The sequence below is a fragment of the Mesorhizobium sp. M0496 genome, assembly GCF_040321205.1.
Taxonomy (GTDB): Bacteria; Pseudomonadota; Alphaproteobacteria; order Rhizobiales; family Rhizobiaceae; genus Mesorhizobium.
The window spans coordinates 46,147-62,719 of the sequence record NZ_JAMYRC010000033.1 but is presented as its reverse complement, the minus strand read 5'-3'; the positions used below and the strand labels follow the sequence as shown (position 1 = coordinate 62,719).

At 60.8% G+C, this 16,573-nt stretch carries 18 protein-coding genes and 2 pseudogenes; 9 read left to right on the top strand and 11 right to left on the bottom strand.

The features are described 5' to 3' along the window. Positions 1-51: 51 nt before the first annotated feature. Positions 52-369 (top strand): c-type cytochrome, encoded by a 318-nt coding sequence (locus NKI73_RS24290; protein ID WP_352633313.1) that lies wholly within the window; start codon positions 52-54, stop codon positions 367-369. Here NKI73_RS24290 and NKI73_RS24285 read toward each other — a convergent pair. Together NKI73_RS24285 and NKI73_RS24280 are read right to left on the bottom strand one after the other, a co-directional pair. Beyond that, positions 366-673: pseudogene (locus tag NKI73_RS24285) on the bottom strand (IS1 family transposase); the annotation flags it as partial. The gene NKI73_RS24290 and the pseudogene NKI73_RS24285 sit on opposite strands and share 4 nt — an antisense overlap. A gap of 44 nt (positions 674-717) precedes the next feature. Then, entirely contained in the window at positions 718-1,611 is an 894-nt protein-coding gene (locus NKI73_RS24280; protein ID WP_352633312.1) for a DMT family transporter, read from the bottom strand. A gap of 91 nt (positions 1,612-1,702) precedes the next feature. Here NKI73_RS24280 and NKI73_RS24275 point away from each other — a divergent pair, with 91 nt between their 5' ends. Then, on the top strand, positions 1,703-2,629 hold the full coding sequence (locus tag NKI73_RS24275) for a LysR family transcriptional regulator (protein ID WP_352633311.1): 927 nt from the start codon (positions 1,703-1,705) through the stop codon (positions 2,627-2,629). On the opposite strand, the gene NKI73_RS24270 is transcribed toward NKI73_RS24275, so the two are convergent. Continuing rightward, a complete protein-coding gene (locus NKI73_RS24270) occupies positions 2,626-3,222 on the bottom strand; it encodes a hypothetical protein (RefSeq protein WP_352633310.1) in 597 nt (198 codons plus the stop codon). The two genes, NKI73_RS24275 and NKI73_RS24270, sit on opposite strands and share 4 nt — an antisense overlap. A gap of 125 nt (positions 3,223-3,347) precedes the next feature. Between NKI73_RS24270 and NKI73_RS24265 the strand changes: the two genes are divergently transcribed. Then, positions 3,348-3,581, top strand: a complete 234-nt coding sequence (locus NKI73_RS24265; protein ID WP_352633309.1) for a DUF2093 domain-containing protein — start codon at positions 3,348-3,350, stop codon at positions 3,579-3,581. Here NKI73_RS24265 and lpxK read toward each other — a convergent pair. The 6 genes from lpxK to NKI73_RS24235 all read right to left on the bottom strand — a co-directional run bounded on the left by lpxK (position 3,578) and on the right by NKI73_RS24235 (position 9,196). Next, positions 3,578-4,603, bottom strand: coding sequence for a tetraacyldisaccharide 4'-kinase (gene lpxK / locus NKI73_RS24260; RefSeq protein ID WP_352633307.1), 1,026 nt, complete (start codon positions 4,601-4,603; stop codon positions 3,578-3,580). The genes NKI73_RS24265 and lpxK overlap by 4 nt on opposite strands. A gap of 1 nt (position 4,604) precedes the next feature. Next, entirely contained in the window at positions 4,605-5,921 is a 1,317-nt protein-coding gene (gene waaA, locus NKI73_RS24255) for a lipid IV(A) 3-deoxy-D-manno-octulosonic acid transferase (protein ID WP_352633306.1), read from the bottom strand. After that, positions 5,918-6,709 carry a lysophospholipid acyltransferase family protein gene (locus tag NKI73_RS24250; RefSeq protein WP_352633305.1) on the bottom strand — a complete coding sequence of 264 codons (792 nt, stop codon included), beginning with the start codon at positions 6,707-6,709 and terminating at the stop codon, positions 5,918-5,920. The genes waaA and NKI73_RS24250 overlap by 4 nt, the downstream gene beginning before the upstream one ends. Positions 6,710-6,714: 5 nt before the next feature. Then, positions 6,715-6,960, bottom strand: a complete 246-nt coding sequence (locus NKI73_RS24245; protein ID WP_352633304.1) for a DUF4170 domain-containing protein — start codon at positions 6,958-6,960, stop codon at positions 6,715-6,717. 102 nt (positions 6,961-7,062) lie between these two features. Beyond that, complete coding sequence (locus tag NKI73_RS24240) at positions 7,063-7,866, bottom strand: 3'(2'),5'-bisphosphate nucleotidase CysQ (protein ID WP_352633303.1); 804 nt, start codon at positions 7,864-7,866, stop codon at positions 7,063-7,065. Further along, entirely contained in the window at positions 7,853-9,196 is a 1,344-nt protein-coding gene (locus NKI73_RS24235) for a TldD/PmbA family protein (protein WP_352633302.1), read from the bottom strand. Before NKI73_RS24235 ends, NKI73_RS24240 begins: the two co-directional genes overlap by 14 nt. A gap of 167 nt (positions 9,197-9,363) precedes the next feature. Between NKI73_RS24235 and NKI73_RS24230 the strand changes: the two genes are divergently transcribed. Continuing rightward, the gene (locus tag NKI73_RS24230; protein ID WP_352633301.1) at positions 9,364-9,780 is read left to right on the top strand and encodes a VOC family protein; all 417 of its coding nucleotides are present in this window, start codon (positions 9,364-9,366) and stop codon (positions 9,778-9,780) included. 27 nt (positions 9,781-9,807) lie between these two features. Here the strand turns inward: NKI73_RS24230 and epmA are convergent, their stop codons facing one another. After that, positions 9,808-10,854 carry an EF-P lysine aminoacylase EpmA gene (epmA, locus tag NKI73_RS24225; protein WP_352633300.1) on the bottom strand — a complete coding sequence of 349 codons (1,047 nt, stop codon included), beginning with the start codon at positions 10,852-10,854 and terminating at the stop codon, positions 9,808-9,810. 114 nt (positions 10,855-10,968) lie between these two features. On the opposite strand from epmA, the gene efp reads away from it, so the two are divergent. The 5 genes from efp (at position 10,969) to NKI73_RS24200 (ending at position 16,225) form a co-directional block, all read left to right on the top strand. Beyond that, entirely contained in the window at positions 10,969-11,538 is a 570-nt protein-coding gene (efp, locus tag NKI73_RS24220) for an elongation factor P (RefSeq protein ID WP_352633299.1), read from the top strand. Positions 11,539-11,805: 267 nt separating this feature from the next. Further along, positions 11,806-12,945 carry a DNA adenine methylase gene (locus NKI73_RS24215; RefSeq protein ID WP_352633298.1) on the top strand — a complete coding sequence of 380 codons (1,140 nt, stop codon included), beginning with the start codon at positions 11,806-11,808 and terminating at the stop codon, positions 12,943-12,945. Next, positions 12,945-13,658: a hypothetical protein gene (locus NKI73_RS24210; protein ID WP_352633296.1), complete on the top strand. Its 714-nt coding sequence runs from the start codon at positions 12,945-12,947 to the stop codon at positions 13,656-13,658. The genes NKI73_RS24215 and NKI73_RS24210 overlap by 1 nt, the downstream gene beginning before the upstream one ends. After that, positions 13,597-14,634: a beta-ribofuranosylaminobenzene 5'-phosphate synthase family protein gene (locus NKI73_RS24205; RefSeq protein WP_352633295.1), complete on the top strand. Its 1,038-nt coding sequence runs from the start codon at positions 13,597-13,599 to the stop codon at positions 14,632-14,634. Before NKI73_RS24210 ends, NKI73_RS24205 begins: the two co-directional genes overlap by 62 nt. Further along, positions 14,627-16,225, top strand: coding sequence for a non-canonical purine NTP pyrophosphatase (locus NKI73_RS24200; protein WP_352633294.1), 1,599 nt, complete (start codon positions 14,627-14,629; stop codon positions 16,223-16,225). Before NKI73_RS24205 ends, NKI73_RS24200 begins: the two co-directional genes overlap by 8 nt. On the opposite strand, the pseudogene NKI73_RS24195 reads toward NKI73_RS24200, so the two are convergent. Next, positions 16,197-16,454 (bottom strand): annotated as a pseudogene (locus tag NKI73_RS24195) (hypothetical protein); the annotation flags it as partial. The gene NKI73_RS24200 and the pseudogene NKI73_RS24195 sit on opposite strands and share 29 nt — an antisense overlap. Positions 16,455-16,573 lie beyond the last annotated feature (119 nt).

Here is a 16,573-nt window from a genome sequence, read left to right as displayed (position 1 = left end):
GATCTTACGGAGCATTTCACGGAGGATAGTGTGCGTAGTTTGATCCTTGGCATGGCTGCCCTCGTGCTCACCTCCTCATTTGCGCAGGCAGCAGGCGACATCACCGCCGGCCGGGCAGTCACGGTGAAATGCCAATCGTGCCACGGCAAGGAAGGCCTCGGCAGAGCTCTGGCCGGCGGTGGCGAAGCGCCCAATCTCGCCGGGCAGAAGTACGACTATCTCGTCCACTCGCTGATGGCTTACAAGGCCGGAGAGCGCAAGAGTTATATGATGTCGTTGGTCGTCAACCACCTGAGCGATGAAGACATCGCCAATGTTGCGGCTTACTATGCCGCGATCAAGATTACCGTCGAAGCTCCGCCGCCTTAAGCCACCTTTTTGTACGGTCCGCGCTTGCCCGGCTTCGGCGCAACGGCATCCATCTTCTCGCAAAGATCGTCCATCGACCAAGCGTCTGAGACACGCCAGCGGCCATTGCCGGCGTCATTTTCAACGTCTTGTGCATTTTGATGAAGTTGTACCAGACGGTGTAGATCGCGACCATGTGGACATGGTTTTCGAACTTCTTTGAGAACGCATTGGTAAGGCGTGTGAAGCGGCGGTTTGCCATGCGCATGGTGAGGTTGGCGCGCTCGATATGCGACGTGCTGACATGCACCGGATCGGGATTGCCTTCGGCTCGGGATTTGAGTCCGGAAACAGCTCCAATCTTTTGCTTTAACGCTTCAAATTCACAACGATGACGCCGCCGAGCGCCAGCGCGCCGCCGAGGATGCCAAGCAGCGTCGGCACTTCGCCCAGCCAGAAGAAGCCGATCAGGGCAGACATGGGCGAAACCAGATAGAGGAAGTTCGACGCACGTGCGGCCGGCAGACGCGACAGAGCGGTTGCCCATGCGGCATAGGCGATGAGGCTGGGCACGATGCCGAGAAAGATCACAGCGCCGAGACCGGCGGTGTTGGCAACCGCTGCCTGCGCAAAGCCGCTCGGCAGGAAGGGTGCCAGGCAAAGTGCGCCAAGCACCATATTGGAGGCCGAAATGGTCAACGGATGATGGCGGGCAAACAGCGGCTTCTGGACGATGGTGTTGACGGCCGAGCACAAGGCCGAGCCAAGCACCAGCAGGGCACCGGTGTTAAAATGCAGGCCATGCCCGTCGGCCATGGCGATGACGCCAATGCCAGCGAAGGAGATCACCGTGCCGGCCCAGGCCATGCCCGAAAAACGCTCGCCAAGCAACGCCATTGCCATGATGGCGGTGAAGATCGGGCTGACATTGATAATGAAGCCGGCGGCACCGGCCGAGACGGTCAGTTCGCCGAAATTGAGCATTACCGTGTAGAGCGCGACGAAGATGGCGCCGCCAAAGACCAGGCGCCACACTTCGTCGAGCCTGGGCAGCGCCGGGCGCTTGACGGCGAGGAAGATCGCCGCCGGCACGGCGGCGATGGCAAAGCGCAACGCACCGAGTTCCAGCGGTCCGAAGGCGGCAAGACCGGCACGGATCGCCGGAAAGGCCGATGCCCAGCCGACCACCGTCAGTGCCACAGCGATGGCTGCCGTGGTGTCCATCCGCTGTGTCGGATTCAACGTACTGGTCATTGCGCTCATCTCACTGCCCTCGTATTCTTCGGTCCTGAAAGGCAGAAAACGCCTTTTCGGGCCGGTTGACAAACGACCAAATCGAGGATCACCTGTGACTATGGATCACAGCTCGTACACAATGGTACCGCTCGAAACGCTGCGCGCCTTCGACGCCGCGGCGCGAACGGGCAGCTTTTCGGCGGCGGCAGAAAAGCTCAACATCACCCACGGCGCCGTTAGCCGGCAGATCGCCAAGCTCGAAGACTGGCTGGGATTGAAAGTGTTCGATCGCGGCGCGCGCGGCGTCTCGCTGACCATCGAAGGCAACCGGTTGCATCTGCGCACGGCCGAAGCCTTCGCGCTCATATCGAGCCATTCCGACCGCTGGGTCGAGCCGCGCGGCACCGCCGTGGTGAGGCTGACCTCGATCCCCTCGGTCAGCGGGTTGTGGCTGATGCCGCGCATGGCAGCGCTGGAGAACGATCCTTCCAAGCTGCGCATCGTACTTGACGTCGACATCCGCCAGGCCGACCTTGCGGACGAAGGCATCGACCTCTCGATCCGCTGCGGCCGCGGCGGCATTCCGGGCCGCATTTCGGTGCAGCTTTTCGAGGAACATGTCTTCCCCGTCGCCTCACCGGAGCTTGCCCGCGAGATCGGGCGCGGCGACCCTGCCCGGCTGCTCAAATATCCGCTGATCAACGATTCCGACGCCTCGGCCTGGCGCGCCTGGTTTGCCGCGCAAGGCATGGACTATCGCCCGCGCCCACAGGACCGCCGTTTCGAGGATTACAATCTGGTGCTCGACGCCGCCGCCTATGGGCTCGGCATCGCGCTGGCGCGCCCGCCGCTGACCGGGCATCAGTTGGAGTCGGGCCGCATCACTCCCGTCGACGAGCGTACCGCGCTCAATCCGGTGTCCTACTGGCTCGACCGACCGATGGGGCGGCCACGTGCCGCCACGGCGGAACTGGCGCGCCGTATCGCTGTGCAGGCAGGCCTGGCGCCGGAAAAGATGGAAGCCTTCATCGACGCCGAGGGTTAGCGCAGCACCAGGAGAACGAACCCGACGATCGCCGCTGCCAACAGCCCGGCAGCCAACGATGTCAGCCCCACGCTCATCTGCCTGCTTCCGGGCCGCACGTTGCTCGACCGGGAAGCCGCCTGCCCTCGTCCCGCAACCGCATTGGCGTCGGTCGCGCGGCGCAGGGCCGGAACCTCAGGTGAGAGAAGCGCAAGCCATGGCAGTGCGGCAGGCCTTGCGGCGGCTCCCTCATCGACCCTTGCCGGGGGCGGCGCCAGGCCACGTTGCGTGGTGTCGCCGTCGACCGGTCTCCTCGCCGCAGTCGGTGCCGATGCCGCATCGTCGGCTGCCTCGCCATCCGGTTCCGCGAGCGCCAGATAGGCCTGCACCATCTCGGACGACGCTGTCTGCTGGGCTCTCGCGGTCGCCGGTAATAAGAGCACAGGCAGTGTCGGTGTCGCCGCCGGACGCACGGGCGCGCCGGATGGTGGCGGCGGCGCCACCAGCGCCTTCACGAGAGCGGCTTTTACCGGATCGGCCTTTGCCGACGGCACGGCCTGCGGCGTCATCGCTTCCCTGAGCAAGGCGGCAAGACGAGCAGAGGAAATGTCCATTGTGCCCCGGCAACAGCGTTTTTCTCGCCAACAATAGGGGTTCAGCATTGTCTCAGGCTTGTCACATGCTTGACCTCGCCGGCAATTTGTGGCGATGAAATCCCCATGAACCTCAGCGTCCCTGCATGATGAACCGTTTCGAAGGCCCCGGCGCCAAGGAAGCCCGCATCCGCTATCTCGATGGCGACTTCCAGGTTACCAGCCCCGGCGCATTCGTGCGCTGCGCGGTAACAGGCGAAAGCATTCCGCTCGATGAGTTGAAATACTGGAGCGTCGCCAGGCAAGAGCCCTATATCAACGCTACCATCTCGCTGCGCCGCGAAATCGAGGTGCATCCGGAGATGCGTAAGCGGGGCTAGCCCTTCAGCTTTCGCTGGCGCCAGGCATCCAGCGTTTCGTCGATGATACGTTCGGGCACGTGATCCAGCTCGAAAACCGTGTCGATCTCCAGCACCTCGAGCCGGTCGAGAAAGTCCTGTGAGGCGCCATGGCGCAGCCGGGCGGCGTCCTTGGCGGTGGTGATGAGGCCGAGCCCTTCGGCACGGGCCGTTGCCGCCAGCTCGGCAAGTTCGTCCTCGGCATAGAAATGATGGTCCGGAAACGGCCGCGTCAACACCAACTCGCCGCCGGCCTCGCGCACCGTGTCGAAGAATTTCTCGGGATGGCCGATACCGGCGAAGGCAAGGAACCGCTTGCCGGCAAGCCCTGCCTTCCCACTTGGCTCGGTATGGGCTTCGAAGATCGCCCGGCCGGCGCGTGCCGCCTGGCGGACGACGGTGTCGGCGGCGGTGCCCTCGCCCATCTTCAACAGTCCGCTGGTGAAGACCAGTTGGTCGACGACCTTGGCCCTGAGCGGGCCGCCCGGAATGACGCGGCCGTTGCCGATCCCGTAGCGCGCATCGACGACGACCAGCGCGTAGTCGATGTGGATGCGCGCGCTCTGAAAGCCATCGTCCATGATCAGGAAATCGCAGGCATGCTTTTCCAGCAGCAGCCGGGCGCCGGCGGCGCGGTTCGGCGTCACCGCCACCGGTGCGTGTTCGGCGAGCAGCAGCGGCTCGTCGCCGACATGCCTGGCGCTGTCATGATGGATATCGACGACATGCGGCTCGGCGAAGGAGCCGCCATGGCCGCGCGACAGGAAGCCCGGCTTGAGATGCATGCGTTTGGCCTGTTCGGCGAGCGCGATGGCCACCGGCGTCTTGCCGGTACCGCCAACGGTGAAATTGCCGATGCACAGAACCGGTGCCTCGATCTTCTCGCGCCTGGCCCGCCGCATGCCGCGGCCGGCGGCGAGCGCATAGATGGCCGATAGCGGCGACAGTGCCAGGACCCGCCAGTCCGGCTCTTCCCACCAGAATGGTGGTGCTTCGGAAGCCACGCTAGCGCCCGTTCGCGCCCTTCAGGCGCGACTTGACGACCAGCGGCTGGATGTAGGGCTCAAGCGATTTCAGCGTGCGGGCCAGAGCGCCGCGCATCTCGTCGACGGTCGCCACGCCCGCCGCCATCATCTCGTGGCGCGCCACTTCGTTGGTCAGGAGGAAATTGACGGCGCCGGCCAGCATGTCGCGATCGCGCACCAGCTTGGCGCCGCCGCTGTCGAGCAGACGCTGGTAGGCCTCGCGAAAATTCTGCACGTTGCGGCCGGCGAGAACCGCCGTGTCGAGCATGGCCGGCTCCAACGGGTTCTGGCCACCCTCGGAGGTCAGCGAGCGGCCGACGAAGGCGATTTCCGTCAGCCTGAGATAGAGCCCCATCTCGCCGATCGTATCGCCCAGCAATATATCGGTGTCGGCAGTGATCCTGTCGCCCTTGCTGCGCCGGGCGACCTTCAGGCCCATGCCGGAAATCTGCGCCGCCAGCGCCTCGGCGCGATCGGGATGGCGTGGAACGACGATCGTCAGAAGACCAGGGTGACGCTTGTGCAGCGTCGCGTGGACTTCCGCCGCGACCACCTCCTCGCCGTCATGGGTCGAGATCGCCGCCCAGGTCGGGCGCGCGCCGATCTGCCGCCGCAGCGTCGCCAGCACCCGTTCGTCGACAGGCGGCGGCGAGGTATCGACCTTGAGGTTGCCCGACACGGTGACCGGCCGCGCGCCGAGCGCTAGAAATCGTTCGCCATCGACATCCGATTGCGCCACCACATGAGCCAGGTTCTCGAACAACGCCTCGGCGATGTTGGCCCGTTTCTTCCACGACCTGAACGAACGGTCGGACAGCCTGCCATTGACCAGCACCTGCGGCACGCGGCGCGCGCCAAGCTCGAGGATGGTCATCGGCCAGATCTCGGATTCGGCGATGATCGCCAGATCCGGCTGCCAGTGATCGAGGAACCGGCTGACCGCCGGCTTGAGGTCGAGCGGTACATATTGGTGGATGATGCGGTCACCGAGCCGCTCGTCGGCGACTTGCGCTGAGGTGACCGTGCCGGTCGTCAGCACGATGTTGACGCCGTAGTCGAGAATGCTTTCGACCAGCGGCACGACCGCTATGGTCTCACCGACGCTCGCGGCATGGATCCAGATCACCGGACCCTCGGGCCGCGGGCGGCCGGCGACGCCATAGCGCTCGCGCCGGCGGTAGCGGTCTTCCTTGCCGCGCGAGGTGCGCCAGGCGACATAGGGTCCGACCAGCGGATAGGCGGCCGCCCCCGCGAAACGATATGCCGACAGCATGGCTCGCGCCCAGCGACCGCTCATCGCGCGGCATCCACAAGACGGTAGGCCTCGGCGGTCGCGGCATTGAGCGCAACCGTCACTTCCTGGCGCTTGCGCTCCATTTCGGCGTCATCGGCGCCGGCCGCCACGAAGATCGGCGACCCGATGACGATCGACGATCGGCCGAACGGCAGGTTGATGGTGGTCTTGTCCCAGCTCTTGTCCAGCACCTTGCGGCGGCTGGTGGTGATGGCGACAGGCAGTAGCGGCCGGCCCGAGAGGCGCGCCAGGAGAACGATGCCAAGCCCTGCGTCTCGCGGCGTACCGTGCGGAATGTCTGCAATCATGGCGACGTTCTTGCCGACAGCGAGCGACTTTTTCAGGGCGATAAGCGCTTTTGCTCCGCCCTTGTCGAGATGCCTGGCATTTTCTCGCCCGCCCGAACCGCGCACCGCCTCGATGCCGAATTTTTCTAGCATCAGCGCGTTGAGTTCTGCATCGGCGCTGCGCGAGACCATGGCGACCAGCGGCTTGCGCTTGGGGTAATAGGCCGGCGTCAGCAGATGCTGGCCGTGCCACAGAACGATGATACCGGGCTCGAATTCGGTATAGGCACCGCCCGAAAACCGCGCCGATCCCTCGACGACACGGTTGGTGAGGCGTACGAACCGGACGAACTGGGCGAACAGGCTGGCGATGGCGTTCTTGACGAATCGCGACTCCGCCAGCGGTTGGCGAATCTTGCGCCAGAATGCCTTGGTCGTGCGGCTGCGTCCCCTGCCCGTGGGCGCGGCATCGCTTGCTGGCCCTTTCGCCAGATCATGTTCCATCGAAGTCAACCGGCAGCCTTGTTGTCGGGGTCAAGCAGCCGGTGCAGATGAACGACGAAATAACGCATGTGGGCATTGTCCACGCTGGCTTGCGCCTTGGCTTTCCACGCCGAGTGCGCGGATTGATAGTCCGGATAGATGCCAACGATGTCGAGCCCGTCGAGATCGCGGAAATCGGTGCCGCCAAGCTTCTTCAGTTCGCCACCGAACACCAGATGCAAAAGCTGTTTCTTTCCGTCTTCCGCGGCCATGTCGGTCCTTCACATATCGTGAGTTTGTGACAGGTCTAGACCAAAGCCGGCGACTTTGGAACCTTTAGAGCGAGATGAATTCATCACGCTCCGGAAAGCGCTTCACGCATCCAGCCCGGCGATGACATCGGCGAGCACGGCCAGCAGTTCACCGCTGCCGGCGGCAAGCGCGCCGTGGCGGGTCACCTCGCCGGCATAGAGCGGGGCGCGGCCGTGCCGGTCGAGCAACTGGCCGCCGGCCTCGCGCAAGATGAGATCGGCCGCCGCAATGTCCCAGTCATGCGCATTCGGCTTGACGAAAGTGGCATCCAGCACGCCATTGGCAATCATGGCCAGCCGATAGGCGAGCGAAGGGCTGTAGGGCGCCCGCTTCAGCCGCGCCTGCCATTCGGCCGGCATCAGGTCGGTCAACTGCTTCAGCCCGGAAATCTCGGCCGTATCCGCCAGCTTGCGCACTGCAATGCGCTTGCCATTGCGGAAGGCGCCCTGGCCGGGCAGCGCCCAATAGGTCTCCTCCATCGCCGGGCATTCCAGCACGCCGGCCAGCGTGCGGCCATGCTCGACGACTGCGACGCTGACGCACCAGGTGCGCTGGCCTTCCAGAAAACCGCGCGTGCCGTCGATCGGGTCGACGACGAAGGTGCGGCGTGCCGAAAGCCGAACCGGATCGTCGACTGTTTCTTCCGACAGCCAGCCATAATCCGGCCGTGCCGCCAGCAGCGTTTCGCGCAGATAGGCGTCGGCGGCGTGATCAGCCTCGCTGACCGGCGAAGTGCCGCCCTTCATCCAGACTTGCGGGCTGTTGCCGAAGTAGCGCATGGCGATGACCCCCGCCTCGCGGGCGGCATCGCGCAGCAACGGCAAATCTTCGGTGGCCCCGGCGGTGGTCAGGTCAAGCTCCGGCAAGGGTCATGCCTTCGATCAGAAGCGTCGGGGCGGCGGTGCCGAAATTGCGGTCGAGATCATCGGCCGGCACCATGTTGAGGAACATGGTCTTCAGGTTCGAGGCGATGGTGACCTCGGCGACCGGATAGGCCAGTTCACCATTCTCGATCCAGAAGCCCGAGGCGCCACGGCTGTATTCGCCGGTGACCATGTCGACGCCCTGGCCAAACACCTCGGTGACGTAGAAGCCGGTCTTGAGCGATTTGATCAGCTCTTCCGGCGACCGCTCGCCCGGTTCGATGGCAAGATTGGTGGAGGACGGCGAAACGGAAGAGCCGTTGCGCGCGCCGCGTCCGTTGGTGACGAGCCCAAGCTCGCGCGCCGCCGAGGTCGACAGGAACCAGTGATTGAGCACGCCCTTTTCGACCATCAACAGCTTTTCGCCCTCGACGCCTTCGCCGTCGAACGGACGCGAGGCCTGTCCACGCAGCCGGAGCGGCTCGTCGGTGACAGTGATGGCGGAGGCGGCTACCTGCTTGCCCATCATGTCGCGCAGGAACGACGTCTTGCGCGCGACCGAGGCACCATTGATGGCGCCGGCAAGATGGCCGGCAATGCCGCGCGCGACGCGCGGATCGAACACCACGTCGACCGGCCCGGTCGCCGCCTTGCGCGCGCCGATGCGGCGCACCGCGCGTTCGCCGGCCTTGCGGCCAATGTATTCGGGCGTGTCGAGATCGGCAAAATGCTGGCGCGAGGAGAATTCATAGTCGCGCTCCATGCCCGTGCCCTCGCCGGCGATGACGCTGGCCGAGCGCGAGAAACGCGAGCCGACATAGTGACCGAGAAAGCCGTGCGAGGTGGCCAGCACCAGGCCGCCCAGGCCGGCACCGGCGCTGGAGCCGGCCGAATTGGTCACGCCCTTGACGGCAAGGGCGGCCGCTTCGGCTGCAAGTGCGGCCTCCTTCAACTGGTCGGCCGACACTTCGGTAGCGTCGAACAGATCGAGATCGCGCGTCTGCTTGGCGAGCAATGCCGGGTCGGCCAGCCCCTGATAGGGATCCTGCGGCGACGCTTTCGCCATCGCAACGGCGCGCTCGGCCAGCACCTTCGGATCCGAGGCAGCTGTCGCCGAAACACTCGCCACCCGGCCGCCGACGAAAACGCGCAGCGCGACATCCTCGCTCTCGGAGGCCTCTGTACCCTCGACCTTGCCGAGACGCACCGACACACCGGTCGAGCGGCCGCGCACGGCCACCGCGTCGGCGGCATCGGCGCCGGCCTTTTTGGCAGCCTCGACCAGAGCCGCGACGCGGTCGGTCAATTTTGCTGCGTCTGATATATCGGTCATGCCTGAAATCCTGCTGGTGCGGCCGGCGTCCGGTCGTTGCCCACCCATCTATTGTTCCGGTCCGGCTTGTGCAATGGCATGGGCTTCAATCAAGATGCAGGGTTGACGGTTCAAATCGCGAACCCTGCGACGCAAAATCAGTCCGCAGCCTGCTCGGAGCATTTTCGATGACGCCTTTCCATCTCGCCTTTCCTGTCCGTGATCTCGATGAAACCCGCGTTTTCTATGGCGAGGTGCTGGGCTGCGCCATCGGCCGCTCGTCGGCGACCTGGGTGGACTTCGATCTGTTCGGTCATCAGATGTCGGCGCATCTGCGGCCGCAGGCCGCACAGGCCCCCAGCGACGGCAAGGTCGACGGCATCACCGTGCCTATCCCGCATTTCGGCGCCGTGCTCTTGATGGACGACTGGCAGCACCTGGCGACGCGACTGGAGGCGCGCGACGACATCGACTGGCTGGAAAGGCCGATGGTCCGCTTCAAGGGCGAGCCCGGCGAACAGGCGACCTTGTTCATCCGCGACCCCTCGGGCAATGCGCTGGAATTCAAGGGCTTTCGCTCGCTGGAGCAGGTTTTCGCGCATTGAGCAGGTCAGGACCGGCTGCCGAGTGATTCAGGGCGCCGCGACAGGCGTCCAGATGACATCCTCGATCTTTTGCGCGCCGGTCGCCAGCATCGCCAGCCGGTCAAAGCCGAGCGCGATGCCGCTGGCCGGCGGCATGATGGCAAGGGCCGCCAGAAAATCCTCGTCCAGCGGATAGCGCTCGCCGTAGATGCGCTCTTTCTCATCCATCTCGATGACGAAGCGCCGGCGCTGCTCGTCGGCGTCGGTCAGCTCGCCAAAGCCGTTGGCGAGCTCGACGCCGCAGCAATAGAGTTCGAAGCGCTCGGCGACGCGCGGATCCCTCGGACTCGGCCGGGCCAGTGCTGCCTCGGCCAGCGGATATTCGCACAGGATGGTCGCCCGCCTTTGCCCGAGGAACGGCTCGACCCTTTCCACCATCACCCGGCTGAACAGGTCGGCCCAGCTGTCGTCGGGGGCGGTGCGCAGGCCGGCCCGGGTCAAGGCGGCGTACAGCGCGTCGCGGTCGGTGCCACCGTCGGCGGCGACCGTGGCCAGCAGGTCGATGCCGGCATGGCGAGAGAAGGCATCCGCCACTGTCAGCCGCTCCGGCTCGGCGAACGGATCGCAGTCGCGGCCCCGGAACGAAAACTGCGTTGCCCCTGCCCGTGTCGCGGCCAGCGCCAGAAAGGCCGCGCAATCCCGCATCAGGCTCTCATAGGCCTCGCCCACCCGGTACCATTCGAGCATGGTGAATTCGGGATGGTGCAACGGACCACGCTCGCGGTTACGGTAGACTGGACCGAAGCTGAAAATCCTGACTTCGCCGGCGGCGAGCAGCTTCTTGCAGGCGAATTCCGGCGAGGTGTGGAGATAGAGCGGCGACGGCGCGCCGTCCGGTCCGACCACTTCCGTGGCGAAAGCCGCCAGATGCGCCTCGTTGCCCGGCGAGACTTGCAGGGCCGCCGTTTCCACCTCGACGAAATCATGGGTGGCGAACCAGTCGCGCAGACTGGCGGCGATGCCGTTGCGCAGCATCAGCCGCGGGCGGCGGTCGGCGTGGACATGCGGCGTCCACCAGGGTGAAGCTTCGGTCATGGGGCCCAGATCATGGTGGAAGGGGGCTGGCGGCGGCGGCCAAGATGCGGTAGGCCCCCATCCAGCGCCGCACAAGCCGGCAAACGCCAATCAACTCTCGCAGGATTTAAAACCGTGGTGAAAGTCATCGCCAGTTCGCTCCGCAAAGGCAATGTCGTCGAAAAGGACGGCAAGCTTTATGTGATCCTCTTTGCCGAAAACATCCACCCAGGCAAGGGCACGCCGGTGACGCAGCTCGACATGCGCCGCATCGGCGACGGGGTAAAGGTTTCGGAGCGCTACCGCACCACCGAACAGGTTGAGCGCGCCTATGTGGAAGAGCGCGAGCACACCTTCCTCTACCGCGACGGCGAAGGGTTTCACTTCATGAACCCGGAAACCTACGACCAGGTGGCGGTGTCGGAAGCCGTGGTCGGCGACATGGCGCCTTACCTGCTGGAAGGCATGGCCGTGCAGGTGTCGCAGTTCAACGGCATCGCCATTTCCCTGGTGCTGCCGCAGCGCGCCACCTTCGAAGTGGTGGAAACCGAGCCAACGACCAAGGGCCAGACGGCCTCGTCCTCCTATAAGCCGGCCGTGCTGTCCAACGGCGTGCGCACGCTGGTGCCGCCGCACATTGCGCCAGGCACCCGCGTGGTGGTGATGACGGCGGATGGGGCCTATGTGGAGCGGGCGAAGGACTGAGGGAAATACCTAAGGACGAAGGCTTGCCACCCTTGGACGGAGGTGGACGGTGCCGATAGCCACGGTATACGCCGATCACGATGGCCGGTTGAAATAAACGTCAGCCACACGTCGGGAAGTTGCCCTAGTGACCGTACTTTCCTTAGAAGTTTGAGGATCAGTTCTCAGCTAAACAGCAATAGTGTACAGTTGTTAATCTCCCGGAGCGTTCGACGCAGCGCGGTTGGTGCAGAAAAAAGCTAGCGCGCCGACGCGGCGGGGGCAAACATGGTAGGCAACATCGCCAAACGGTCGACGTCAGCCTTCTCGGCCGACAAGTTGAGCGATACCCCCGCAAAACTCCAGTTAATCCAGCCGGTCCCAGATGCAATTGCTGGGTTTCCTCAAACCCGATATTACGGCAGCAAGCGTAGGTTGCTCGGATGGATGTATTCCCATTTGGGCGCAGTTCGTTTTGACAGCGTACTCGATGCATTTGGAGGCACCGGCTCTGTTTCACTGATGTTTAGGGCGATGCGTAAGCGTGTTACCTATCATGATGGCTTCTGCTTCAATGAAGATGTTGGCCGAGTTGTACTAGCCGACCAACCAGCACTTTCCCGTAGCGATGTTGAGGCGCTGCTAGATGCGGTTGAACCAATAGATGGAGTAATTTCTCAAAATTTTTCAGGAATATTCTTTAAAGACGAAGAGAATACTTGGCTTGACGGCTTTATACGCTCAGTCAACGACGACGCTCGATCCATAGAAGACAAATCATTACTTAGATATCTTATCTATCAGGCGTGCTTAAAGAAGCGACCATTCAACCTATTCCATCGAGCAAATCTCAAACTACGTACCAATATTTCGGTCACCAGAAGCTTCGGCAATGCGATCACATGGGAGCGAAGTTTTATGCATCATGCGCTACAGGCTTATGACGACATCACTCGAAGGTCGGCTTGTGGCGGCTCCTTTTCCATTCTCCCTTCTGGCAATGCCGAAGATATACCTGCCGGCTATGACCTCGTGTATATTGACCCACCCTACATAGGGCGAGAGGAACGGCGCAACCGCGACGACTACTGGCGCCGCTATCATTTTTTGGAAGGCCTTGCGCATTATAATGAATGGGGAGGGTTGATCGATCCCAAATCCGATATTCGCCTGTTCGCCCCGCCCCATTGGTTTCCAGAGTGGGCTCGGACGCGCTCGTTCAAGGACCGCCTGTTTTCGTTCATAGATAGGCATCAACACTCAATCGTAGCTCTATCCTACGTGTCAGGTGCCTTTCCGTCGGAAACTGAAATCAAAGCGCATTTCGAATCGCGCTTTTCACAGGTCTCTATTCATTCTGCGGAGCACAATCATGCGCTCAGCAAGGCACGCAAACGCGAGCTTCTCTTTATTGGGTACCCACGGTGATGAACTTTGAGCTCGATAAAATACGTGTGCCGCTTTGGTTGATTCTCACCATAGCTATTACGATTGCAGCGTTCGGCCTAGGTTGTTGGTACTACAGAATAGACCCAAGCAGCACAAAACTTCTCGGCTTTGTTGGCGGTATCGTTACCGGGTTGATCGTCTATCTCGCAACCTTTCTAACATTGTTGCGGCCAATCCAAGAGCTTGACAAATTTCGAAGAATGGGGATCAAGGCGCTTCTCGCGAACCGTCACGATCAGAACTACTATCGTGATCTCGTTGTTGGCAGTAGACGCCGCGTCGATGTAATGGGGGCTTCATGCAGCCGGTTTGTCCAAGACTTTCTTGATATCGAAAGTGACGACAAGGTTTTGGTCGACGCGCTCATCAAATACAGTCAACTTAAGGTACGATTGCTTATTCCTGACGAAAAGCACATGGGCGATGATGCAAAACATCGTGCGCGTGATATGCTTTCGAAGATCGCCTTACTCCGGAAGCAATTTGACGGCAGGGTTGAGCTGCGCCGATTTGCTGATCATGCACATCATAGTTTTGTGCTGGTGGACGCCGATTTGGTCGCAGGCCCAATTTTCGAAGGAGACAAGAGCCGTTACGCGCCGGCGGTCCATGTCGCAGCCGAGACCGTATTTGGCCGAAAATACGACGATCATTTTGAAACAGTTTGGAATTCCTGTAACGCGAATGCGTGAAGTGCGCGTGTATGTTCGCCCTCGCCTGCACCTAGGATTGCTGTCCCTTCACGAAGGCGCTCTCCGAAAAAACGGCGGTATTGGCTTCGCGATTGAGGGGCCAGCGGCTGAAATCGAGATACAAGAAGATTCGCAGCTAAAGGTGTACGATGATCGCCCTCAGCCGATGGCCCCGAGCGAATGTGCCCTTCTGAGCGAACTACTTGAGCGCTTCGCCTTGGATCATGGCATGAGAGGAAGAGGGACGATCCGCGTCAGCGGAGACATGCGAACCCATGTTGGTATGGGATCAGCTACTGCGATACGACTTGGAGCAATGGAAGCCTTAGCTTTGCTCAACCAGACACATATTGTAGCTGATCGACTTCTTGCAGCGTCAGGACGCGGTGGGACATCCGGTATCGGCATCAACACCTATTTTAGTGGCGGATTAGTCTGTGATCTCGGCCGACCGAGCGACGGCAGTCCCTACATGCCATCGTCTCGGACGACACCAACCCGACTTCCCTTGGCGTTGCCCATTGTGCCAATGCCGCCCTGGCCGATTCTCCTTTGCCTACCACGGTCGATTACCCCTAAAACCCAACAGGAAGAAATCGCATTCTTTGAACGCACCACGCCGCTTCCAGCAACTGCCAGTTTCGAGGCTAGCTACATCGCTTTGTTTGAAATCTACGCAGCAGTAGTCGAAGGCGACTATCGAGCCTTCTGTCGCGGCGTGACGCTGATGCAGGAGACCGCCTGGAAGCGTGCCGAGCGGGCAGAATATGGCGAACCACTACGACTTCTCTCGAAGAAACTGCTCGATTCTGGGGCAGATTGTGTTGGCATGTCGAGCCTCGGCCCGATGCTATTCTGTTTCGGAGAGTCTGGTCGGATTTCAGCGATTGCCGAATATGCGGATGCTTTAGATTGTGACGTCTATCGTACTTCACCCTCGAATGTTGGCCGTAGCGTTGTCAAAACCGATGCGTGAACTGACCTTTTTTACAACCAATCCAACCAAACTTGCGCATGCACGCTACTTAGCAGAGGGCCATCAAATACGCATTCAGGGATTTCGGCAGCGAACATACCATGCCGGCTATGTCGAACCCCGCCTGACGTCTCGCGAAGCCATCCTAGAAGCAAGCTATCGAAGCGCTAAGCGCCAAATACTCAAGGCAGGCTATTCGGAAGCGACTCATCCGTTCATTTTAGAGGATACCTCGGTCCGCATAGACGCCTTAAGCGGAACAGACAACGATGTACCGGGCGTCGATATCAAATATTGGATGGATGGCCGTACTTTTGCAAGCTTAGACTCCATACTGCGCGCATCTGGAAATGTGCGCGGCGCGACCGTTCGCTCCGATGTATTACTCTATGTTCCAAGTAATTATAGAAAATCTTGGGGAATTGACAAAGATTATGTCGTCTTTACTGGAGAGCAAGATGGAACCATAGTCGATATAGAGCGCGAGTACGATACCAACCTCGTGTACCCATGGCTAGACAATAAATCTTTTAATCGATGGTTCCAGCCAGCGGGGTGTGATGCACCACTTGGCTCACTACCCATCGAGGTTGCGGATAAAGTAGATTTTAGAAGAAAATCCTTCCAGCAATTGTTTGAGTTTCTCGACGAACGCCGCTACTCTTCGGTGGCTAGAACGCAGCTGCAGCTCCCTCTGGACCACAGGCCTAATATCATTCTCTGCGGATATACCTGCGCGGGAAAGACAACAGCAAGTCAGTACCTTGCCAGGGCCTTCGGATACCTACATGTCGAAGCTAGCGACTTTATGTACCTAAGTTACTATTATCGTCACGGCTATCACGGGGTTCTGTCGATCGGGGATTTCGCCGAAAGTGCCCTAGCTCAAAAGCCTACGATAGCTGCAGAAAAGGTTGCTGAATACATACTTGAGAATCTTTCTGAGCCCATAGTAATTTCCGGCTTCCGAGCAAAGCAAGAGATTATTCATCTCGAAAAGGAAATGGCGCTATGCGGGAAGGATTTCGAACGACATTTCGTCGTCGCAGATGAGCAAGCCCGTTTCGAGCGGCTGCTCGCGCGCGCACGGCCTGGCGATGATCTAACTATTGGGGAATTTCGCGCGCGCGATCATCAACAAGAGCGGATGGGGTTGGAGCTTATCAAGAAATCGCCCGGCGTACTGGCTCTTGATAACAATGGCAGCGTGCAAACCTATTTTAATTCTATGAACCAACTCGTCGGGGCCGAAAGCAAGGATGAGATAGACATTGAGTCGAGCCTCGCCTCAGTTGCTCGCATCTCTGATGTCGGCTTGCAAGACGCGATTTTGATCGCACTATTGAGCGTTTGGAAGGACGACGAAACTCGGAAATTCTATACGACGACAGAGATGGCAAATTTGATTTCTGCAGTCTTTCCCAAAATGCGTCCGAAGCACAAGGATAACGTGAGCAGATATTTTAATCAGGACTATTATGTCTTCTACGAAATTCACAGAAATAAAAATGCAAAAAAGTACCGCCTTTCTAACACCGGCTACGGTATGGCGATCCGAACCCTCAGATCGACACTGAAGATCCAGAAATAGAACTGGAAACCCTAACGCCGCTCCTTCTTCCCGCGCTTGCTCTTCCCACCCGCGCCTCCACCTGCCGCTTCAGCTCATTCTTGATATCGGCCGTCTCACTCATCAAAGCCTCGATCTTCAGGAAATCGAGCACGCGATATTTCGAAACCGCCGGGCGGACCAGAATGTCGGGGCGGCATTGTCTCAGCTTGTTGGCGATGATCAACTGCATCATCAGCTGCGTGGCGCCGTCGGGCCATCTGAGGTCAATGCGTGTTTCTGGCGTTGACCGAAAACGACCAAGCGCCGCGCTATTTTTCACGAAGCATGTCGCAAAGGGCCTGCGCAGTCCGTCCTTTGACAGAAGAA